General features: G+C 70.4%; 14 protein-coding genes and 1 pseudogene. 9 read left to right on the forward strand and 6 right to left on the reverse strand.

Features of this window, described 5'->3' with window-relative positions; genetic code table 11:
* Positions 1-209 precede the first annotated feature (209 nt).
* Positions 210-2,141 carry an AMP-dependent synthetase/ligase gene (locus ACZ3TS_RS14815; protein ID WP_467617584.1) on the reverse strand — a complete coding sequence of 644 codons (1,932 nt, stop codon included), beginning with the start codon at positions 2,139-2,141 and terminating at the stop codon, positions 210-212.
* Positions 2,142-2,425: 284 nt separating this feature from the next.
* On the opposite strand from ACZ3TS_RS14815, the gene ACZ3TS_RS14820 reads away from it, so the two are divergent.
* Positions 2,426-2,791: a cupin domain-containing protein gene (locus ACZ3TS_RS14820; protein ID WP_467617587.1), complete on the forward strand. Its 366-nt coding sequence runs from the start codon at positions 2,426-2,428 to the stop codon at positions 2,789-2,791.
* Positions 2,792-2,900: 109 nt separating this feature from the next.
* On the opposite strand, the gene ACZ3TS_RS14825 is transcribed toward ACZ3TS_RS14820, so the two are convergent.
* Positions 2,901-3,884 (reverse strand): TauD/TfdA dioxygenase family protein, encoded by a 984-nt coding sequence (locus tag ACZ3TS_RS14825; protein ID WP_467617589.1) that lies wholly within the window; start codon positions 3,882-3,884, stop codon positions 2,901-2,903.
* A gap of 214 nt (positions 3,885-4,098) precedes the next feature.
* Here ACZ3TS_RS14825 and efeU point away from each other — a divergent pair, with 214 nt between their 5' ends.
* The gene (gene efeU, locus ACZ3TS_RS14830) at positions 4,099-6,486 is read left to right on the forward strand and encodes an iron uptake transporter permease EfeU (protein ID WP_467617592.1); all 2,388 of its coding nucleotides are present in this window, start codon (positions 4,099-4,101) and stop codon (positions 6,484-6,486) included.
* Positions 6,487-6,533: 47 nt separating this feature from the next.
* On the forward strand, positions 6,534-7,814 hold the full coding sequence (gene efeB / locus ACZ3TS_RS14835) for an iron uptake transporter deferrochelatase/peroxidase subunit (protein ID WP_467617595.1): 1,281 nt from the start codon (positions 6,534-6,536) through the stop codon (positions 7,812-7,814).
* 69 nt (positions 7,815-7,883) lie between these two features.
* On the opposite strand, the gene ACZ3TS_RS14840 is transcribed toward efeB, so the two are convergent.
* Positions 7,884-8,903, reverse strand: a complete 1,020-nt coding sequence (locus ACZ3TS_RS14840) for an LLM class flavin-dependent oxidoreductase (RefSeq protein ID WP_467617598.1) — start codon at positions 8,901-8,903, stop codon at positions 7,884-7,886.
* 190 nt (positions 8,904-9,093) lie between these two features.
* Between ACZ3TS_RS14840 and ACZ3TS_RS14845 the strand changes: the two genes are divergently transcribed.
* The 3 genes and pseudogenes from ACZ3TS_RS14845 (at position 9,094) to ACZ3TS_RS14855 (ending at position 10,433) form a co-directional block, all read left to right on the forward strand.
* Positions 9,094-9,534: a cupin domain-containing protein gene (locus ACZ3TS_RS14845; protein WP_467617601.1), complete on the forward strand. Its 441-nt coding sequence runs from the start codon at positions 9,094-9,096 to the stop codon at positions 9,532-9,534.
* Positions 9,461-9,856, forward strand: a pseudogene (locus tag ACZ3TS_RS14850) (aminotransferase class V-fold PLP-dependent enzyme); the annotation flags it as partial. The gene ACZ3TS_RS14845 and the pseudogene ACZ3TS_RS14850, both read left to right, overlap by 74 nt.
* Before the next feature lie 46 nt (positions 9,857-9,902).
* Positions 9,903-10,433, forward strand: coding sequence for a hypothetical protein (locus tag ACZ3TS_RS14855; protein ID WP_467617749.1), 531 nt, complete (start codon positions 9,903-9,905; stop codon positions 10,431-10,433).
* Between the two features lie 42 nt (positions 10,434-10,475).
* Here ACZ3TS_RS14855 and ACZ3TS_RS14860 read toward each other — a convergent pair whose 3' ends face one another.
* The 3 genes from ACZ3TS_RS14860 to ACZ3TS_RS14870 all read right to left on the reverse strand — a co-directional run bounded on the left by ACZ3TS_RS14860 (position 10,476) and on the right by ACZ3TS_RS14870 (position 12,926).
* Positions 10,476-11,291 (reverse strand): ABC transporter permease, encoded by an 816-nt coding sequence (locus ACZ3TS_RS14860; protein ID WP_467617604.1) that lies wholly within the window; start codon positions 11,289-11,291, stop codon positions 10,476-10,478.
* A complete protein-coding gene (locus ACZ3TS_RS14865; protein ID WP_467617607.1) occupies positions 11,288-12,232 on the reverse strand; it encodes an ABC transporter ATP-binding protein in 945 nt (314 codons plus the stop codon). The genes ACZ3TS_RS14860 and ACZ3TS_RS14865 overlap by 4 nt, the downstream gene beginning before the upstream one ends.
* 124 nt (positions 12,233-12,356) lie before the next feature.
* Positions 12,357-12,926, reverse strand: a complete 570-nt coding sequence (locus ACZ3TS_RS14870; protein ID WP_467617610.1) for an ABC transporter permease — start codon at positions 12,924-12,926, stop codon at positions 12,357-12,359.
* 175 nt (positions 12,927-13,101) lie between these two features.
* On the opposite strand from ACZ3TS_RS14870, the gene ACZ3TS_RS14875 reads away from it, so the two are divergent.
* From ACZ3TS_RS14875 to ACZ3TS_RS14885, 3 genes are all read left to right on the forward strand, one after another.
* Positions 13,102-13,869, forward strand: a complete 768-nt coding sequence (locus ACZ3TS_RS14875) for an NPP1 family protein (RefSeq protein ID WP_467617745.1) — start codon at positions 13,102-13,104, stop codon at positions 13,867-13,869.
* A 156-nt stretch (positions 13,870-14,025) separates the two neighbouring features.
* Positions 14,026-15,387, forward strand: a complete 1,362-nt coding sequence (locus ACZ3TS_RS14880; protein ID WP_467617613.1) for a lectin — start codon at positions 14,026-14,028, stop codon at positions 15,385-15,387.
* 134 nt (positions 15,388-15,521) lie between these two features.
* On the forward strand, positions 15,522-17,675 hold the full coding sequence (locus tag ACZ3TS_RS14885) for an RICIN domain-containing protein (RefSeq protein ID WP_467617747.1): 2,154 nt from the start codon (positions 15,522-15,524) through the stop codon (positions 17,673-17,675).
* The last annotated feature ends 5 nt before the right edge of the window (positions 17,676-17,680 follow it).

Raw genomic sequence — 17,680 nt, forward strand, 5'->3', positions numbered from 1 at the left:
CTCGTCCCGGGCCGTCGGGTGGGTGTCACAGCAAGAATGCGCCGCACCGGCCCAGGTGCGCATCCGGACAGCTCAGTGCGGGTGTCGCGGCCACCGCACCGGGCGAATCCGGTGCCGTGGGCGGCGCCGCCTCGCCGACGCGGACCTCGCGCGGCTGCCCGGGGTCCAGCGGACGTTGCACGCACAGGCGCGGAGGCTGCGTCGCCCGCTCACCTCGCACGCCGGAACACGTCGTCGGAGTCGTTCCAGGACGGCAGCTCTTCCGATCTCCGCTCCCGTGGAATGCGGGCCGCGGACTGGTACATGGCGTCGATCTCGACCGCGTACCGGCGTGCGATGACATCCCGGCGCAGTTTCATCGACGGCGTCAGCAGCCCGTTGGCCACGTCGAAGGGCTCCGGCAGGACGCGGAAGACCCGGATGGACTCCGACCGGGAGACCGTGGTGTTGGCCGCGGCGACGGCGCGGGCCACCTCCTGCCGCAGTGCGTTCTGTTCCCGGGCCTCACGGCCGGGCGCGTCGCCCGGCGCGAACCGGGCGCCGCGCCAGTGCGCCACGAACTCCGGATCCAGAGTGATCAGGGCGCCCACGCAGGGCCGGTTGTCGCCCACGACCACCGCCTGATGGATCAGTGGATGCACCCGCAGTCGCTCCTCCAGGGCCGCCGGGGACACGCTCTTGCCCCCGCTCGTGACGATGATGTCCTTCTTGCGGCCCGTGATGGACAGATACCCCTCGGAGTCGAGCTGTCCGAGATCGCCCGTTGCCAGCCAGCCGTCGCGGACCGCCGTGTGTGTGCCCAGGTCGTCGTTGACGTACCCCTGGAAGACCGAGGGGCCCCGCACCAGGATCTCCCCGTCCCGTGCCACCCGTACCTCGACGCCCGGCACGGGACGTCCCACGGTGCCGATCTTCTCCCGCCCCACCGGCTGCGCGATGATGCCCCCGCTCGTCTCGGTGAGCCCGTATCCGTCGTGCACGAGGATCCCGATCCCGGCGTAGAACAGGACGAGGTCCCGGTTCAGCGGCGATCCGCCGGACACGGCGCCGCAGACCCGCCCGCCCAGCGCGGCGCGCAGCTTCCGGTACACGGCCTTGTCGTACAGGGCGTGCTGCAGCTTGAGGTCGAAACCGGGCCCGGGCCCGGTGCCCAGCCGCTGCCGCTCGACCGCCAGGGCGTAGTCCTGCGCCGTGCGCACGGCCCGCTCGAAGAGGGCGCCCCGGCCCGCCTGCTCGGCCGTGCGGAGGAAATTCTTGTAGAGCTTCTCGAAGACGAACGGGACCGCGTACAGGAAGGTGGGGCGGAAGGTCAGCAGCGACGAGGCCAGGACGTCCGCACGGAGTTCGGGTTCATGGCCCATGAGCAGGCCGCCGCGCAGACACAGCCCCTGGATCATCAGCCCGTACACATGGGAGAAGGGCAGGAAGACGAGGATGGCGGGCTGTACACCGGGTGGTGCCGCGGTGCGTCCCCAGCCGGCCAGCAGTGTGTCACAGGGGCTCGCCAGATTGCGGTGGCTGAGCGCGCAGCCGCAGGGGTGTCCGGTCGTGCCCGAGGTGTAGGCGATGACGGCGGTGGAGTCCGGCAGCACGATACGGCGCAACGAGTCGACGGTCGTGGCCGGGACCGGACGCCCTCGCTCCACGAGTGCCTCCAGCGCGGCGGCGTCCAACTGCCAGACGTGGCGCAGTGGGGGCAGCGAGGCACACACCGATCCGACGGTCATGACCCCGTGCTCGTCCTCGACGACCACGGCGACGCAGCTCGAGTCCTTGAGGATCCACTCGACCTGCTCGTGCGAGGAGGTCGGGTAGATCGGCACCACTTCGGCGCCGACCGCCCACAGCGCGCAGCTGAGCACGGTCCACTCGTAACGGGTGTGGGCCATGATGGCCACGCGGTGACCGGGACGGATGCCCGAGGCGACGAGTCCCCTGGCCAGATCGACCACTTCGTCCCGCAGTTCAACGGCCGTCACCGGGCTCCAGGGGTCTTCGACCTGCTCGGTGCGGCGTGCGATCTGGGGCAGGCCGGGGTCCCGGCGCGCCGTGTCGAAGACGCTGTCGGCGAGCCCTCCCGCCATGACGGGCCACCCCGTCGGGTGCGGGGCGGCAGCCCGGACGTTCCCGAAGTCGCGCATGCGCCGCCCCCCGAGCCTTTCCTGCGACATCGCCGATGGATGCGGGATCGGCGGGGCACGAATCTAGCCCAGGCCGTAGCCGGATGTGCCGGAAACCGACAAGGAACCCACAGGATGGGGCAATAGGGGGTTCCGGTCGGTCAGTGGGAGCGTTGCCGCGGTTGCGGCGCGGCGCTCCGGACCTCTCCAGCGGGGTGGCCGGGGGGCGAGGCCCCGGATGCGGTCCCGGGTGGACGGGCGGACGATGAAGTGGTACGAGGCCGGTCACCACGCAGGGAGCTGTCATGCTCGAGATAAGGGCAGCCGACAAGCCGGATGAGCGGCGCGACTTCCCTCGCGGCCACCTGGAAGCCGTGCACATGACGGGACTTGACTTCGCCATCGGAACCTTCGAGCCGGGCTGGCGCTGGTCCGAGTCCGTCGCCCCGATCGACGGCACGAAGAGCTGCCAGATCCACCACACCGGCTGTGTCGTCCGCGGACGCATGCACCTTCGCATGGACGACGGCACGGAGGGCGAGATGGGCCCCGGCGACGTCTTTGTGCTCTCGCCGGGACACGACGCCTGGGTAGTGGGCGAAGAACCGTGCATCATCTACGACTTCGCCGGTCCGATGGCGCAGAACTACGCGAAGGCGGACCAGGAATAGCAGGAAGGACACGACGAGGGCCGAACAGGCCCTGTGGGGACGCGCCGCGCCGGCCGTGCGGCGCGTCCCGCCCGTCTTCGTGCGCCGTCGGTGTCCTGTCTGCCGCGTGTCACCAGCGGCCGGGTTCCGTCCCCGTGATCGATGCCGAGGGCTTGCCGTCCGGACCCACGGGGACGTCGCCGGCGAGCATCACGCGGTGCATGATCCGGGGATGCTCGGGGGTGACGAGGTCGCTGGGGGCGAGGTGGATGGTGGCCCGGTTGTCCCAGAAGGCGACGCTGCCGGGCTCCCAGCGGAAGCGGACCGTGTACTCGGGGCGAGTGGCCTGTTCCAGGAGCATCTGAAGGACGTGCGCGCTCTCGGCTCGTGAGAGGCCGAGGATCTGCTCGACGTAGTAGCCGTTGACGAACAGCACCCGCTCGCCCGTCTCGGGGAGCACCCGCACGAGCGGGTGCTCCGTCGCCACCTGGTGGTCGAGGAGATGACGCAGGTAGGCGTCGTCGCCGGACCGCGCCTGATAGCCCACGCCCAGCCGGTGCTCGGCGCGCAGCCCGTCGACGAAGGTCCGTACGGGCTCCGAGAGACCCGCGTAGGCGGCCGCCAGATTGGACCACTGGGTATCACCGCCGTACGGCGGCACGGTCTCGGCGCGCAGGATGGTCGCGGCGGGCGGGTCGAGGCGGGCGCCGTGGTCGCAGTGCCAGCCCCGCAGCAGCGAGTGCCGCCTGCGCCGCAGCCACTCGTCCCGGTCCATGCCGTAGCGTCCGCCCAGCTCCAGCCGGTCGGCCGTCGTCTCGACCTCGGGGAAGTCCGTCGGTGAGGCGCTGCCGCGCTTCCCCAGGACGACGGGCCGGCCGAAGAGCCGCGCGAGCGCGATGTGTGCGGCGTGGTCCAGTATCTGGTCCCGAAAGAACACCACCTTCCGGCGCAGCACCGCCGACCGGATCGCGGCCACCACCGCGTCGTCCAGGTCGCCGGCCAGGTCGACCCCGGTGATTTCGGCGCCGATGTGGCCCGCGACGGGCCTCACCTCGATCCCGGTAACGCCGTCCGTCGTCATACGGGCTCCGTCCGTCGTGCGTGCGGACTTCATGAGGCAAGCATCGCCCGTCGACCGACCGCGCGAAAGATCGCACGAGCAGCCGACGGTTGACCGGACGACGCCGAGGCTTCGGTGCTTTTGCTGTCCCATTGCCTCTTCATGGGCGGTTGACCACAAACCTGTAGTCATGATGGTTCGGCACAAGTAAGGCATGCCTTCGCTAACCTGCGCGACCGTCGGCGGGGGGCATGCCGGGGAGGGTCGCATGTGGGATGACGCGTTTCCGAGCTTTCTCATCGGACTGAGGGAGGGGCTCGAAGGCGGACTCATCGTCTCCATCCTGGTTGCGACCCTCGTAAGAGCGGGCGCGAAGTCCCGGCTGCCGCATGTGTGGACCGGCGTGCTGGCCGCGATGGCCTTCGCCATGAGCTTCGGCGCGGTCCTGACCTTCACCGCCGCGTCGCTGTCCGCCACCGCCCAGGAGGCGTTCGGCGGAACCCTGAGCGTGATCGCCGTCGCGTTCGTCACCGCCATGGTGTTCTGGATGCGGCGCTCGGCCCGCGGTCTCTCCGGCGAGATCAAGGAGAAGGTCACCGGCGCGCTCGCCATGGGCGGCGGCATGCTGATCGTCACCTCATTCCTCGCAGTGGGCCGCGAGGGCCTGGAGACCGCCCTGTTCCTCTGGACCACGGCCCGCGCGGCCGGTGAGTCCACGGGGCCGCTGACCGGAGCCGGCATCGGCCTGGTGCTGGCGGCCGGCCTGTGCTGGGGCCTGTACCGCCGCGTCCTGAAGATCAACCTGACGAAGTTCTTCACCGCGACCGGCGCCGTCCTCATCGTGATCGCCGCCGGTGTACTCGGGTACGGCCTGCGCGATCTGCAGGAGGGCGGGGTACTGCCAGGGAAGAGTGCGTACGCCGTCGATCTGAGCAGCGGTATCGACGCCGGTTCCTGGTACAGCACCCTCGTCCAGGGCGTGTTCAACCTGACGCCGACGATGACGTGGCTGCAGGTCGTCGCCTACGTCGCCTATCTCGCCGTGGTGATGACGCTGTTCGTACGCGGCGTCCGTGTCACCCGCAGCCCGGCCGCCGAGGCCGAGCCCGCCGCGAAGGACGCGCAGGCGGGGGAGCGGAAGCCGGCCTCGACGGCACAGGAGCCGCGGGCTGCCGCCGAAGTGCCGGTGGCGGGGGCTGCCGCCGAGGCAGGGCAGGAGCCAGGTGCCGCCGAGGTTCCGGTGGCGCCGGGTGCCGCTGGGGCGGGGCCGGCGCAGGCTGCCGTCGGGGTTCAGGAGCCGTCGTCCGGGGTCGAGGTGCGGGTGGCGGGGGCTGCTGCCGAGGTGCAGGGGCAGCGGTCCGTCGGCTCGGCCCAGGAGGTGCGGCCTGCCGCCGAGGCGCGGCTGGCGCAGGAGCCGCCGTCCGCCCGCGACGCACCGCGGGTGCCGGAGCCGCAGGCGGCCGCGAAGGCGGCGCAGCCGCCCGCCGCTCCCGTGCGCCGCCGCCCCGCCTGGGTGGTCCCGGTGGCCGTCGTCGCCGTTCCGTCCGTCCTCGCCGGGCTGATCGTCGCCTTCAGCGGCTCCAAGCCCGCCGGTGCCCAGACCGTGGCCGTCTCCGAGACCGAGTGCGGCAAGGGGTTCACCGCGCCCAAGCCCGGCCGGCAGACCTTCCAGATGCGCAACACGGGCGACAAGACCTCCGAGGTGTACCTCGTCGACCCGGCCAGCAACGCCGTCTACGGTGAGATCGAGGGTCTTGCCCCCGGCACCACCCGCGACCTCGTCGCCACCGTCGCCGGCGGCACCTATGCCTGGCGCTGCGTGCCCACCGGAGGCAAGTCCGTCACCTCCGAGTCGGTCCGCGTCACCGGCGGCAGCGGCGCCAGGGCGGTCGTCCCGGTCTCCGAGAAGGACCTGGCCGCGCCCCTCACCGCATACAAGACGTACGTCAACCAGGGGCTGGCCACCCTCGTCACACAGACGCGCAAGCTCAGCGACGACATCGCCGGCGACCATCTCGACGCCGCCCGCACGGACTGGCTGACCGCGCACCGCACCTACTCCTCGCTCGGCGCCGCCTACGGCACCTTCGAGGACTTCGACCAGAAGATCAACGGCCGGCCCGACGGCCTGCCGGGCGGTGTCGACGACAAGGACTTCACCGGTTTCCACCGCATCGAGTACGGGCTGTGGCACGGACAGTCCGCCGACCGGCTGAAGGCGCCCGCACAGCAGCTCGCCGACGCGGTCGCGGGCCTGCAGAAGGCCTTCCCCACCCAGGACTTCGACCCCGGTGACCTGCCCCTGCGCGCCCACGAGATCCTGGAGAACACCCTCCAGTTCGAGCTGACCGGCCACACCGACCAGGGCAGCGGCACCGAACTGGCCACAGCGGACGCCAACCTGGCCGGCACGCGCGAACTGCTCACGGTGCTCAAGCCGCTGCTCACCACCCGCGCGCCGCACCTGCTGCCCACCGTCGGCACGGACATCGCACGGCTGCAGAAGCTGCTCGACGCCGCCCACCAGGGCGACTCCTGGACCCCGGTGGACCGGCTCGACGAGACCACCCGTGCCCGCCTGAACGGGGCCACCGGACACCTTCTCGAGGACCTCGCCCCCGTTCCGGACCTGCTGGAGATCCGGAAGTCCGCCTGATGACCGCACCGCGCGCCGAGAACGTACGCACCGAAGGGAACCGCCCCATGCCGACCGCCGAAACGTCCGCCTCCCAGGGCGGCTGTCCCGCCGGTGCCGGCCGCCGCTCCTTCGTGAAGACGGCGCTGGGCGCCGGGGCCGCGGGCGCGGCCCTGGCCGGTGGCGGCTTCGCCCTCAGCCAGAGCGGCACCAGCGAGGCCCACGCCGCGGACACCACGGATGCCGGGAAGATCCCCTTCCACGGCACCCACCAGGCCGGCATCACCACCCCCGCCCCGGCCGCGGCCACCTTCGTCTCCTTCGACGTCATCGCCGAGAGCCGCAAGGAACTCACCGACCTGCTGCGGACCATCACCGAGCGGGCCCGCTTCCTCACCTCCGGCGGCACCCCCGAGGACCTGGGCGTCGGCGCCCCACCCTCCGACAACGGAATCCTCGGCCCCGAAGTCCCCGCCGACGCGCTCACCATCACGGTCGGCGTCGGCGCCTCCCTCTTCGACGACCGCTACGGCCTCGCCAAGGCGAAGCCGCGCCGGCTCACCCCGATGCGTACCTTCCCCAACGACAACCTCCAGGCCGCCGAGTGCCACGGCGATCTGTCGCTGCAGATCTGCGCCGCCCGCCAGGACACCGTGCTGCACGCGCTGCGCGACATCGCCCGTCACACCCGTGGTGCCATGCAGATCAAGTGGCGCATCGACGGCTTCCAGAACACGCCCCGCCCCACCGGAGCCCAGCGCAACCTGCTCGGCTTCAAGGACGGCATCGCCAACCCCGATGTGACCTCGGCCCGTGAGACGAACCGGCTGATCTGGGTGGGCGAGGGACAGGGCGAGCCCGCCTGGGCGACCGGTGGCAGCTACCAGGTCATCAGGATCATCCGGATGCTCGTCGAGTTCTGGGACCGGGTCTCGCTGACCGAACAGGAGAAGATGTTCGGTCGCCGCAAGGACACCGGCGCCCCCCTCGACGGCGCCAAGGAGACCGACGCCCCCAACTACACCAAGGACCCGCACGGCACGGCGATACCGCTCGACGCCCACATCCGCCTCGCCAATCCCCGCACGGCCAGGACGGACAACTCACGCATCCTGCGCCGGGGCTACAACTACGACCGGGGCATCGACAATGTCGGCAACCTCGACATGGGCCTCGTCTTCTGCTGTTACCAGCAGGACGTGCAGCGCCAGTTCGAGGCCACGCAGACCCGACTGATCGACGAGCCCCTCGTCGATTACATCTCCCCGACCGGCGGCGGCTACTTCTTCGCCCTGCCCGGCGTGAGGAACTCCTCGGACTGGCTCGGGCGCGGGCTGCTGGCCCCATGACGACGGTCCAGCGCCACCGTCCGGCCGCAGCCCGAGCGCCGGTGACGGCCCTGAGCCGTCACCGGGGGCTCAGCCGGCCGGCCGCCAGCCGAGCGCCGGTCCGAGGACGGTGGCGATGTCCGTGAGGATCTGCACGTAGTCCTCGTGCTCGAAGGTGAACGGCAGCGCGAACGCCACCTCGTCGACCTCCCGGAACGCGGCGTGCGCGTACAGCCGTTCGGCGATCTGCCCGGACGGGCCGACCAGGTCCGGCGCGAACATCATCCGTGCCGGTCCCTGCGGCGCCGCCGTACGAGGCATCCGCTTCGCCGCGTAGGCCTCGTACTTGGCCCGCTGCTCGGGCGAGGCGCTGTCGGTGGGGATGACGACGAGCCCCTGCGAGACCCGGGCACGGTCCCCGTCGGGGTGATGGGCGCGGAACGTGCGGATGTGCGAGAGCTGGACCTCGGCGAAGTCCTCCGACTCCTCCGCCTTGACGACGCTGCTGGTCAGCAGGTTCATCCCGTGCTCCCCGGCCCACTGTGCCGAGCGCAGGCTCCCGCCGCCGTACCACATGCGCCGGCCGAGACCGGGGGAATGGGGCTGGACCCGGTCGGAGAACACCTCGAAGCCCTCGACCCCGCTGAAGTCGGTGACCGGCTTGCCGCGTACGAAGTCAAGCAGCCGCTGCACGCGTTCGTAGCTGAAGTCCTCCACGTCTGCGGTGCCGGGGTGGAGCGCCTGCTTGACGTGGTCGTAGTGCATCGGCGGGCCGACGCTGATCCCGGGATTGAGCCGGCCACCGGAGAGGATGTCGACGGTGGCCAGGTCCTCGGCGAGCCGCAGCGGGTTCTCCCAGCCCAGCGGGATGACCGCGGTTCCGAGCTCGATCCGCCTGGTGCGCTGGGAGGCGGCCGCCAGCACGGCGACGGGCGAGGAGATCCCGTACTGAAGATGACGGTGGCGCACCCAGGCGCTGTCGAAGCCGAGCCGCTCGCCCAGCTCGATGATCTCCAGCGTCGACTCGTGACCACGACCGGGATCGGCCTCGTCGAACAGGCCGATGGTCAGGAAGCCCAGTTTCTGCAGTGGTGTCGAGGTCGGCGGCACAGGGCTCCTCCAAGATCCGTGGCATGTCTGCCGTACGCCGGTGCTGTGTTCGATTCTCGCAGGGGATCGTTGCGTGGGCGTGACGGCACCGTGGTGCCTTGCGGGCCGCGGGGACGGACGTGAAGCGAGGTGGCTTGGGGAAGGCTCCGGGGGCGCACCGCGCGCCAAGCCGCCCGACCCTGGAGGACACATGCACGTGATGTTCCGCAGAGCGCTGACGGGGGCCGCCGCCACGGCCCTGACCCTGGCCGGCCTGACCGGCACGGCCGGGGCCACCCCACCCGGTCCGGGGGTGACCGCCGTCGTGCTCGCCCAGAAGACCGTCGGCGGCACGGACTACATCCTGCGCGAGATAACCGTCCCGGCCGGACAGAGCACCGGCTGGCACTACCACGACGGTCCCCTGTACGGGTACGTCAAGCAGGGCACCCTCAGCCACTTCGACTCCACTTGCGCCTCCGACGGCGTCCACCGGGCGGGCAGCACCATCACCGAGCCCAGCGGCCTGGACCACGTCCACATCGGACGCAACCTCGGCACCACCCCCCTCGTCCTGGATGTGCTGTACGTCCTGCCGCACGGCGCACCGTTCTCCGAGGACGCGCCGAATCCGGGCTGCGACTTCCAGTAGACGCAGGCTCCTGGCCCATCCGGCGCAGAGCAACTTCACCGGCGTCCGGCATCCGCTGGAGTGGATCGCACGCGCCCAGCGCCACGGCTACGACGTGCTGCTCGACGCCGCCGCCTTCGTGCCCGCCGACATCCTGGACCTGAGCCGGTTCCACGCGGACTTCACCGTGGTCAGCTGGTACAAGGTCTTCGGTCATCCCACCGGTGTCGGCAGTCTGATCGCCCGCAAGGAGGCGCTGGCCCGGCTGCGCCGCCCCTGGTTCTCCGGCGGCACGATCTACGCGGTCAGCGCGCAGGCGCAGTGGCACGTCCTGGCGCCCGACGAGGCGGCGTTCGAGGACGGCACCGTCAACTTCCTCGCCATACCCGATGTCACCGCCGGACTGGCGTTGGATCGACCGCATCGGAGTGCACCGGGTGCATGCCCACGTCGCCGCGCTGACGGACCGACTGCTCATCGGAGTCGCGCAGTTGCGGCACAGCGACGGCTCACCCCTGGTCCGGGTGTACGGCCCCGGAGCCGGGGAGCCGGACCGGGGCGGTACCGGCGCGCTGAACGTGCTCGGCGCGGACGGCAGGATCGTCGACGAGCGGATCATCACCCGCGACAGTGCCGCACGCGGGATCTCCCTGCGCACCGGCTGCTTCTGCAACCCGGGCGCCGGTGAGGCCGCCTTCGCGCTGCCGCTGCCCCGGCTGCGCGCCGCGGCTCGTGGCCGGCCGGGCTCCCTGGAGGACTATCTGGAGCTGCTGCACCTGCCGTCGGCGGGCGCCGTCCGTGTCTCCCTGGGCCTGGCGTCTCAGGCCCGGGACGTCGACACGTTCGTGCGCTTCGTCCGCGAGACCTATCGCGACCGTGTGCCGGGCGCCGGGGGGCTGGCCGCGCGAGCGGGCTGCTGAGCGCGTGCACGGCCGCTGAGCTGTCATGTGATTTCACCCTGCTCAGGCGTCCCGCCGTTTCAGCGCCACTCCTGCACACACCAGCGCCGCCAGCGCATAGAGACAGAACACCGCGAATCCCGTCCACGGTGCAAGAGTGTGCGGCTGATGCTGAACGTGGATCAGGCTCTGTCCGGCGGTGCTCGGCAGAAAGGGGTTGATCGCGTCGTACCAGGACGACGGCAGTGCCTGGGCGAGCACCGGCAGCACCAGCAGCAGCGCGAAGACGGTGGCGATCCCGCCGGCGGTGTTGCGCACCAGCGCGCCCAACGCCACACCGATCAGGCCCACGACCGTCAGATACAGGCCGGTGCCGAGGACGGCGCGGAGCACGCCGGGACTGCTCAGGGACGTCTGCAGCTGATGGCCGGACAGCGCGGTCTGTCCCAGCAGGAACGCCGCCAGCGACGCGGTCGTCATCAACACCCAGGCGACTGCCGCGTACACCAGGGCCTTCGCCCGCAGCACCGGAAGACGGCGCGGTACCGCGGACAGCGAGGCCCGGATCATTCCGGTGGCGTACTCGCCGGTGACGACCAGCACGCCGAGCACGCCGACGGCCAGCTGGGCGAGGTAGAGGCCGCGCAGGCTCACCAGCGTCGGATCGAAGGCGAGCCTTTCTGCCGGCGGCAGACGGTCCCAGCGCGCGGCCGTGAAGTAGCTGAACAGGAAGCCCAGACCGACCATCGCGACGACGGCCGCGAGGAGGGTGAACAGCGTGGACCGCAGCGAACGCAGCTTGATCCACTCGGAGCGGATCACCCGTAGCTGGGTGACCTGGCCCCGCTCCGTTGCGGGGATCGCCGATGCCGTCGTCATGCGGCCAGTCCTTCCCCGCCGGCGCCGACCAGCTCCGCAGCCGGTGCCTGGTACTCCACGGCGTCCCGGGTCAGCTCCATGAAGGCGTCCTCCAGCGACGCCTGCTGCGGCGTCAGTTCGGCCAGCGCGATGCCGTGCTCGGCCGCGATCCGCCCGATCCGCTCACTGCCGAGGCCGGTCACCTGCAGCACGCCCGGCTCCTGTGCGGCGACCGACACGTCCGGCCCCGCGAGCAGACCGGACAGCTTCTCCGCCTCGTCGGTGCGCACCCGCACCACGTCCCCGGCGGCCCGCGCGATGAACTCCGCCACCGAGGTGTCCGCGATCAGCCGACCCCGTCCGATCACGATGAGGTGCTCGGCGGTCTGGGCCATCTCCGACATCAGGTGCGACGACACGAGGACCGTACGGCCCTCGGCAGCCAGGCCCTTGAGCAGGTTGCGGATCCACAGGATCCCCTCCGGGTCCAGGCCGTTGACCGGCTCGTCGAGGATCACCGTCGCCGGGTCGCCGAGCAGTGCGCCGGCGATGCCGAGGCGCTGGCCCATGCCCAGAGAGAAGCCGCCGGCCCGCTTTTTGGCCACCGCGTGCAGCCCGACCAGGTCGATCACCTCGTTCACCCGGCGCGTGGAGATGCCGTGGGTCGCGGCGAGGGCCAGCAGGTGGTGGTACGCGCTGCGCCCGGTGTGGACGGAGTGCGCCTCCAGCATCGCGCCCACCTCGTGCAGCGGCGCCCGGTGCTCGGCGTAGTGCCTGCCGTTGACGAGGGCCCGGCCCGAGGTGGGTGCGTCCAGCCCCAGGAGCATGCGCATCGTGGTGGACTTGCCGGCCCCGTTCGGACCGAGGAATCCGGTCACGATGCCGGCGCGCACGGTGAAACTCAGGTCGTCGACGGCGGTGCGTTCTCCGTAGCGTTTGGTGAGGGAGTGGGCCTCGATCATGAAGTGTCCTTGTGGCGGGGGAAACGCCGGCGTGGTGGTCTCCTCGGTCGTGACCTCCACCCTCGTACGCGCCCGCCCGCCTGTCGCGCGGGACTGCTCCGCCCGGAGGGCGCGCATCCTGCCTTCACCCTCCGGTGCGGCTCCTGACGGCGCCCTCGCGGCACTTGCGGGCGAGCACGGCCCAGGTGACCGCCAGGAAGAAGAGCGCGAAGCCGGTGAGGACGAGCCAGCCGCGACCGGCCGGATGGGCGAAGGTGTCGCCGTACGAGCGCAGCAGCGGCGGTCTTAGGGGAGAGGCGCCCCGGAGCCACAGTGACTCCAGGCCGACCCCGCTGCCCAGCGCTTCGAACGCCCAGCGGTTGGTCATGGCCCAGCTGATGACCTGCCCCGGCACCGGCATCCTCGGCACCGGCACGAACGCTCCGGAGAACAGGACCTGCGGAAAGCAGAGCAGCGGCAGCATCAGCGTCGCCTGCCCCGGCTCGGTCACCGCGGCCGAGGCGAGCAGCCCCAGCGCGCGGGCGGCAGCCGAGGCCGGGACGCTCGACGCGAACAGCGAGCCGTACGCGTCCGGCGCCGCGTACGTCCTGGGCCAGGCGGTGTGCCCGGATGCGCAGACCGTCGATCCGCCCGGTGGAGGGAGCGAGTTCGGGGGCAGGGCGTGGGCGCATGGGGGTCGGCATGAGGGCAGCATGCCAGGGTGGGAGCTCTTCGTCTCTGATTCGGCTTCGGCACCTGTTGGTTGACTGCCCATCACGTGAGAGGGCGCCGACGTTCACCGCGTGAACAGGGTTCTGCGAGATTGTTCAGGGCATGCCAATCATGCGCCGTGTACCCCCACCGCTGTCCACCAGGAGGACGCAGTGAACGTGCAGAAGGGCTCGAGAATCCGCAGAGCGTCGGTCGTCGTGGGCAGCGCCGTCGCGCTGGTCGTCGCCTTCCCCGGCATCGCGCTCGCGGCCCCGCCCAAGGCCCTGCCCGCCAACGCGGACGGACTGGAGCAGACATTCCAGCCGGCCTACGACTACGACACGGACGGCTGCTACCCGACACCCGCCATCGGGTCCGACGGAACCCTCAACGGCGGCCTCAATCCGACCGGTGCGCTCAACGGCAACTGCCGCGACGCCTCGGACCTCGACAACACCAACGGCTATGCCCGCTACAAGTGCAACAACGGCTGGTGTGCCATCATCTACGGCCTTTACTTCGAGAAGGACCAGGCGGTGGCAGGCAGCAGTATCGGCGGACACCGCCATGACTGGGAGCACGTGGTCGTGTGGGTGCAGAACAACCAGGCCCAGTACGTCTCCACGTCCGCCCACGGCGACTTCAACATCTACAGTCGTGACCAGATCCGGTGGGACGGCACCCACCCCAAGATCGTCTACCACAAGGACGGCATCAGCACGCACTGCTTCCGCCCTGCGAACAACAACGACGAACCGCCGGAGAATCACTACCACGCCTGGCAGTTCCCCGCGTTGGTCGGCTGGAACGGCTACCCGCCCGGATTGCGCGACAAGTTGAGCCAGGCTGACTTCGGCAGCGCCCACTTCGGCCTGAGGGACGACAACTTCCCTTCCCACCTGGCGAAGGCCGAGCCGTCCGGAATCGCCTTCGACCCCAACGCCTGACGGCTCCCGCCGGCGCCCGTGACCGCGGGCGCCGGTCACCGGCTGCTCGCCCGACTACTGGTCTGTACCAAAGCCTTGACAGTCCCCTTACTTCACTTCTTAAATCGCGGTCTGAAGTAACTCTTTCCTCATTCCCCCACAGAGAGAAGGAGAGTTATGGACTCCCCGACCGCCGCTCGTGCCGCCCTGGCGGTGTCCCTGCTGGCCCTCTCCGCCGCCGCATTGTCCGCCGCGCCCGCTGCCGCCGCCACCGGAGCCATCACGGGCCTCGCGGGCAAATGCCTCGACGTCGCGGGCGCGAACTCCGCGGACGGCACCCCCGTACAGCTCTACGACTGCAACGGCACCTCGGCCCAGCAGTGGACCGTCGGCACCGACGGCACCATCCGCGCACTGGGCAAGTGCCTTGATGTGACCGGCAATTCGACTGCCAACGGTGCCCGCGTCCAGCTGTGGTCGTGTACCGGCGGCGCCAACCAGAAGTGGACGGTCACCGCCGCGCACGACATCGTCAACCCGCAGGCCGACAAGTGCCTGGACGTCACGGACAACAACTCCGCCAACGGCACGCCGACCCAGATATGGAGCTGCACGGGCGGAGCCAACCAGAAGTGGACTGCTCCCGCGGCCGGCGGCACCACACCCGCCGCGCCGATGGCCGTGGCCCCCTACCTCTACAACGGCTGGGGCGACCCGCCGAGCCCCACCACGATCACCAACGCCACGGGCGTGAAGTGGTTCACGCTGGCCTTCGTCCTCAGCAACGGCTACTGCAACCCCCAGTGGGACGGCAGCCGCCCGCTGACCGGCGGAGTCGACCAGCAGACCGTCAACACGGTCCGGTCGAACGGCGGAGACGTGATCCCGTCGTTCGGCGGCTACAGCGGCAACAAGCTGGAGAGCTCCTGCTCCAGCGCGGGTGAGCTCGCGTCGGCGTACCAGAAGGTGATCAACGCCTACGGCCTGAAGGCGATCGACATCGACCTCGAGGCCGACGCGTACAGCAACCCGACCGTCCAGCAGCGCACGGTCGACGCCCTGAAGACGGTCAAGGCGAACAACCCGGGCCTGAAGGTGTACGTCACCATCGGCACCGGCCAGAGCGGCCCCGACACGGGTTTGATCAACCGGGCCGCCGCGTCGGGCCTCACGGTGGACAGCTGGACCATCATGCCGTTCGACTTCGGCGGCGCCGGCCAGAACATGGGCACCCTCACCCTGCGGGCCGCCGAGGGCCTCAAGTCGGCACTGAAGAACGCCTATGGCTACAGTGACGACCAGGCCTACCGCGGCATGGGCATCTCTTCGATGAACGGCATCACCGACCAGAACGAGACCGTCACCGTCGCCGACTTCCGCACCATCCTCGGCTACGCCCAGCAGCACCACCTGGCGCGGCTGACCTTCTGGTCCGCCAACCGCGACCGTCCGTGCACCGGGGGCCCGGCCGACAGCTGCTCCGGTGTGAGCCAGCAGGCCTGGGACTACACGCGCGTCTTCGCCTCCTACACCGGCTGATGCAGGCGCACCCGCCCACCCCCACAACGGCCGACGAAACGGCCGGTCCAGGAGGAACCGTGCTCAGATCCCTGCCCCACCTCACAACGGGCCGCCGCAGGCGCGCCCGCACCCGTACACCGGCCGTCCTGGCGCTGGTCACGGCCGCCTCGGCGCTGACCCTCGCCTCCGGACCGGCCGCCACTCCCGCCTCAGCCGTCGCGGCTGCCCTGCCCACGAGCTGGGCGACGGTCGTCAACGCCGGCAGCGGCAAGTGCGTGGACGCCCGCGCCGCCGGCACCGCCAACGGCACCGTCGTCCAGCAGTACACGTGCAACAACACCACGGCCCAGCAGTGGAGTTTCACCACCACCAGCGACGGCTACGTCCGCATCAACAACCGCAACGACCCCGCCCAGGTCGTCGACGTGACCGATGTGTCCACCGCCGACGGCGCGCCCGTCCAGTTGTGGACCTACGGCGGCGGCGACAACCAGCAGTGGCTGCCGGTCGACGAGGGCGGCGGCGCCTACCACTTCGTCAACCGGCACAGCGGCAAGTGCCTCGACGTCCCCGGCGCCTCGACCGCGGACAGCGTGCAACTGACCCAGTACACCTGCAACGGAACCGCCGCGCAGCGCTTCCAGGTGACACCCGTGTCCACCTCGCCCGGCGACGTGGACCTCGGCCCGAACGTGGTCGTCTTCGACCCGTCCATGCCGTCGTCGACGATCCAGAGCAGGCTGAACTCCATCTTCCAGCAGCAGGAGACGAACCAGTTCGGCTCCCAGCGCTACGCCGTGCTGTTCAAGCCGGGCACCTACAGCAACGACGTCAACGTCGGCTTCTACACCCAGGTCCTCGGACTCGGCCTGTCACCCGACGCGGTGACGATCAACGGTGCGGTGCACGCGGAGGCGGACTGGTTCCAGGGCAACGCCACGCAGAACTTCTGGCGCGGCGCCGAGAACCTCTCGGTCAACCCCACCGGCGGCACCGACCGCTGGGCGGTGTCCCAGGCCGCGCCGTACCGGCGGATGCATCTGCGCGGCAACCTCGCGCTGGACGACGGCGGCTGGTCCAGCGGCGGCTACCTCGCGGACAGCAAGATCGACGGTCAGGTCCGATCGGGCAGCCAGCAGCAGTGGCTGACCCGTAACTCCCAGCTCGGCAGTTGGACAGGCTCCAACTGGAACATGGTCTTCGTCGGCAGCCAGGGCGTACCGGCGACGAGCTTCCCGAGCCCTCCGTACACGACGGTCGCGCAGAGTCCGGTCACGCGCGAGAAGCCCTTCCTGTACGTCGACAACGCGGGCGCCTACCAGGTGTTCGTCCCGTCGGTACGCACCAACTCGACGGCGACCAGCTGGACGTCCGGAAGCCCCGCCGGCACCTCCCTGCCCCTCGACCAGTTCTTCGTCGCCAAACCCGGAGCGACGGCCGCCCAGATGAACGCGGCCCTGGCCGCGGGCAAGAACCTCCTGGTCACTCCCGGCGTCTACCACCTGGACCAGACACTGAAGGTGACCCGCCCCGACACCGTGATACTCGGTCTGGGCCTGGCCACCCTGGTCCCGGACAACGGCGTCACCGCGATGACCGTCGCGGATGTGGACGGTGTCAAGGTCGCGGGCCTGCTGTTCGACGCGGGGACCACCAACTCGCCGACCCTGATGGAGGTCGGACCGTCCGGATCGTCGGCCTCCCACGCCACGGACCCGACGTCCCTGCACGACGTCTACTTCCGCGTCGGCGGCGCCGCGGTCGGCAAGGCGACCACGAGCCTGGTGGTCAACAGCCGCAACGTCATCGGCGACCACATGTGGATCTGGCGTGCCGACCACGGCAGCGGGGTGGGCTGGACGTCGAACACGGCGGACACGGGCCTGGTCGTCAACGGCGACGACGTGACGATGTACGGCCTGTTCGTGGAGCACTTCCAGAAGTACCAGACGATCTGGAACGGCAACGGCGGCCGCACGTACTTCTACCAGAACGAGATGCCGTACGACCCGCCGAACCAGTCGGCCTGGATGAACGGCTCGACGCAGGGCTACGCGGCCTACAAGGTCGCGAACTCGGTCACCAGCCACCAGGCGTACGGGCTGGGCAGTTACTGCTACTTCAGCTCCAACCCGAGCGTCGCCGCCGAGCACGCCTTCGAGGTGCCGAACACGTCAGGTGTCCAGTTCCACGACATGGTGACGGTCTCCCTCGGCGGCACCGGGACGATCCGGCACGTCATCAACGACCGTGGTGGGCCGTCGAACTCGTCGACGAACGTGGCGAACCTCGTCAACTACCCCTGATCCGC

Source organism: Streptomyces sp. NPDC022910 (assembly GCF_055561075.1).

Excerpts from the sequence above, each read along its gene's own strand:
- ACZ3TS_RS14815 (WP_467617584.1), bottom strand. The coding sequence starts at position 2,141 with ATGCGCGACTTCGGGAACGTCCGGGCTGCCGCCCCGCACCCGACGGGG.
- ACZ3TS_RS14820 (WP_467617587.1), top strand. The coding sequence starts at position 2,426 with ATGCTCGAGATAAGGGCAGCCGACAAGCCGGATGAGCGGCGCGACTTC.
- ACZ3TS_RS14825 (WP_467617589.1), bottom strand. The coding sequence starts at position 3,884 with ATGAAGTCCGCACGCACGACGGACGGAGCCCGTATGACGACGGACGGC.
- efeU (WP_467617592.1), top strand. The coding sequence starts at position 4,099 with ATGTGGGATGACGCGTTTCCGAGCTTTCTCATCGGACTGAGGGAGGGG.
- efeB (WP_467617595.1), top strand. The coding sequence starts at position 6,534 with ATGCCGACCGCCGAAACGTCCGCCTCCCAGGGCGGCTGTCCCGCCGGT.
- ACZ3TS_RS14845 (WP_467617601.1), top strand. The coding sequence starts at position 9,094 with ATGCACGTGATGTTCCGCAGAGCGCTGACGGGGGCCGCCGCCACGGCC.
- ACZ3TS_RS14855 (WP_467617749.1), top strand. The coding sequence starts at position 9,903 with ATGTCACCGCCGGACTGGCGTTGGATCGACCGCATCGGAGTGCACCGG.
- ACZ3TS_RS14860 (WP_467617604.1), bottom strand. The coding sequence starts at position 11,291 with ATGACGACGGCATCGGCGATCCCCGCAACGGAGCGGGGCCAGGTCACC.
- ACZ3TS_RS14865 (WP_467617607.1), bottom strand. The coding sequence starts at position 12,232 with ATGATCGAGGCCCACTCCCTCACCAAACGCTACGGAGAACGCACCGCC.
- ACZ3TS_RS14870 (WP_467617610.1), bottom strand. The coding sequence starts at position 12,926 with ATGCTGCCCTCATGCCGACCCCCATGCGCCCACGCCCTGCCCCCGAAC.
- ACZ3TS_RS14880 (WP_467617613.1), top strand. The coding sequence starts at position 14,026 with ATGGACTCCCCGACCGCCGCTCGTGCCGCCCTGGCGGTGTCCCTGCTG.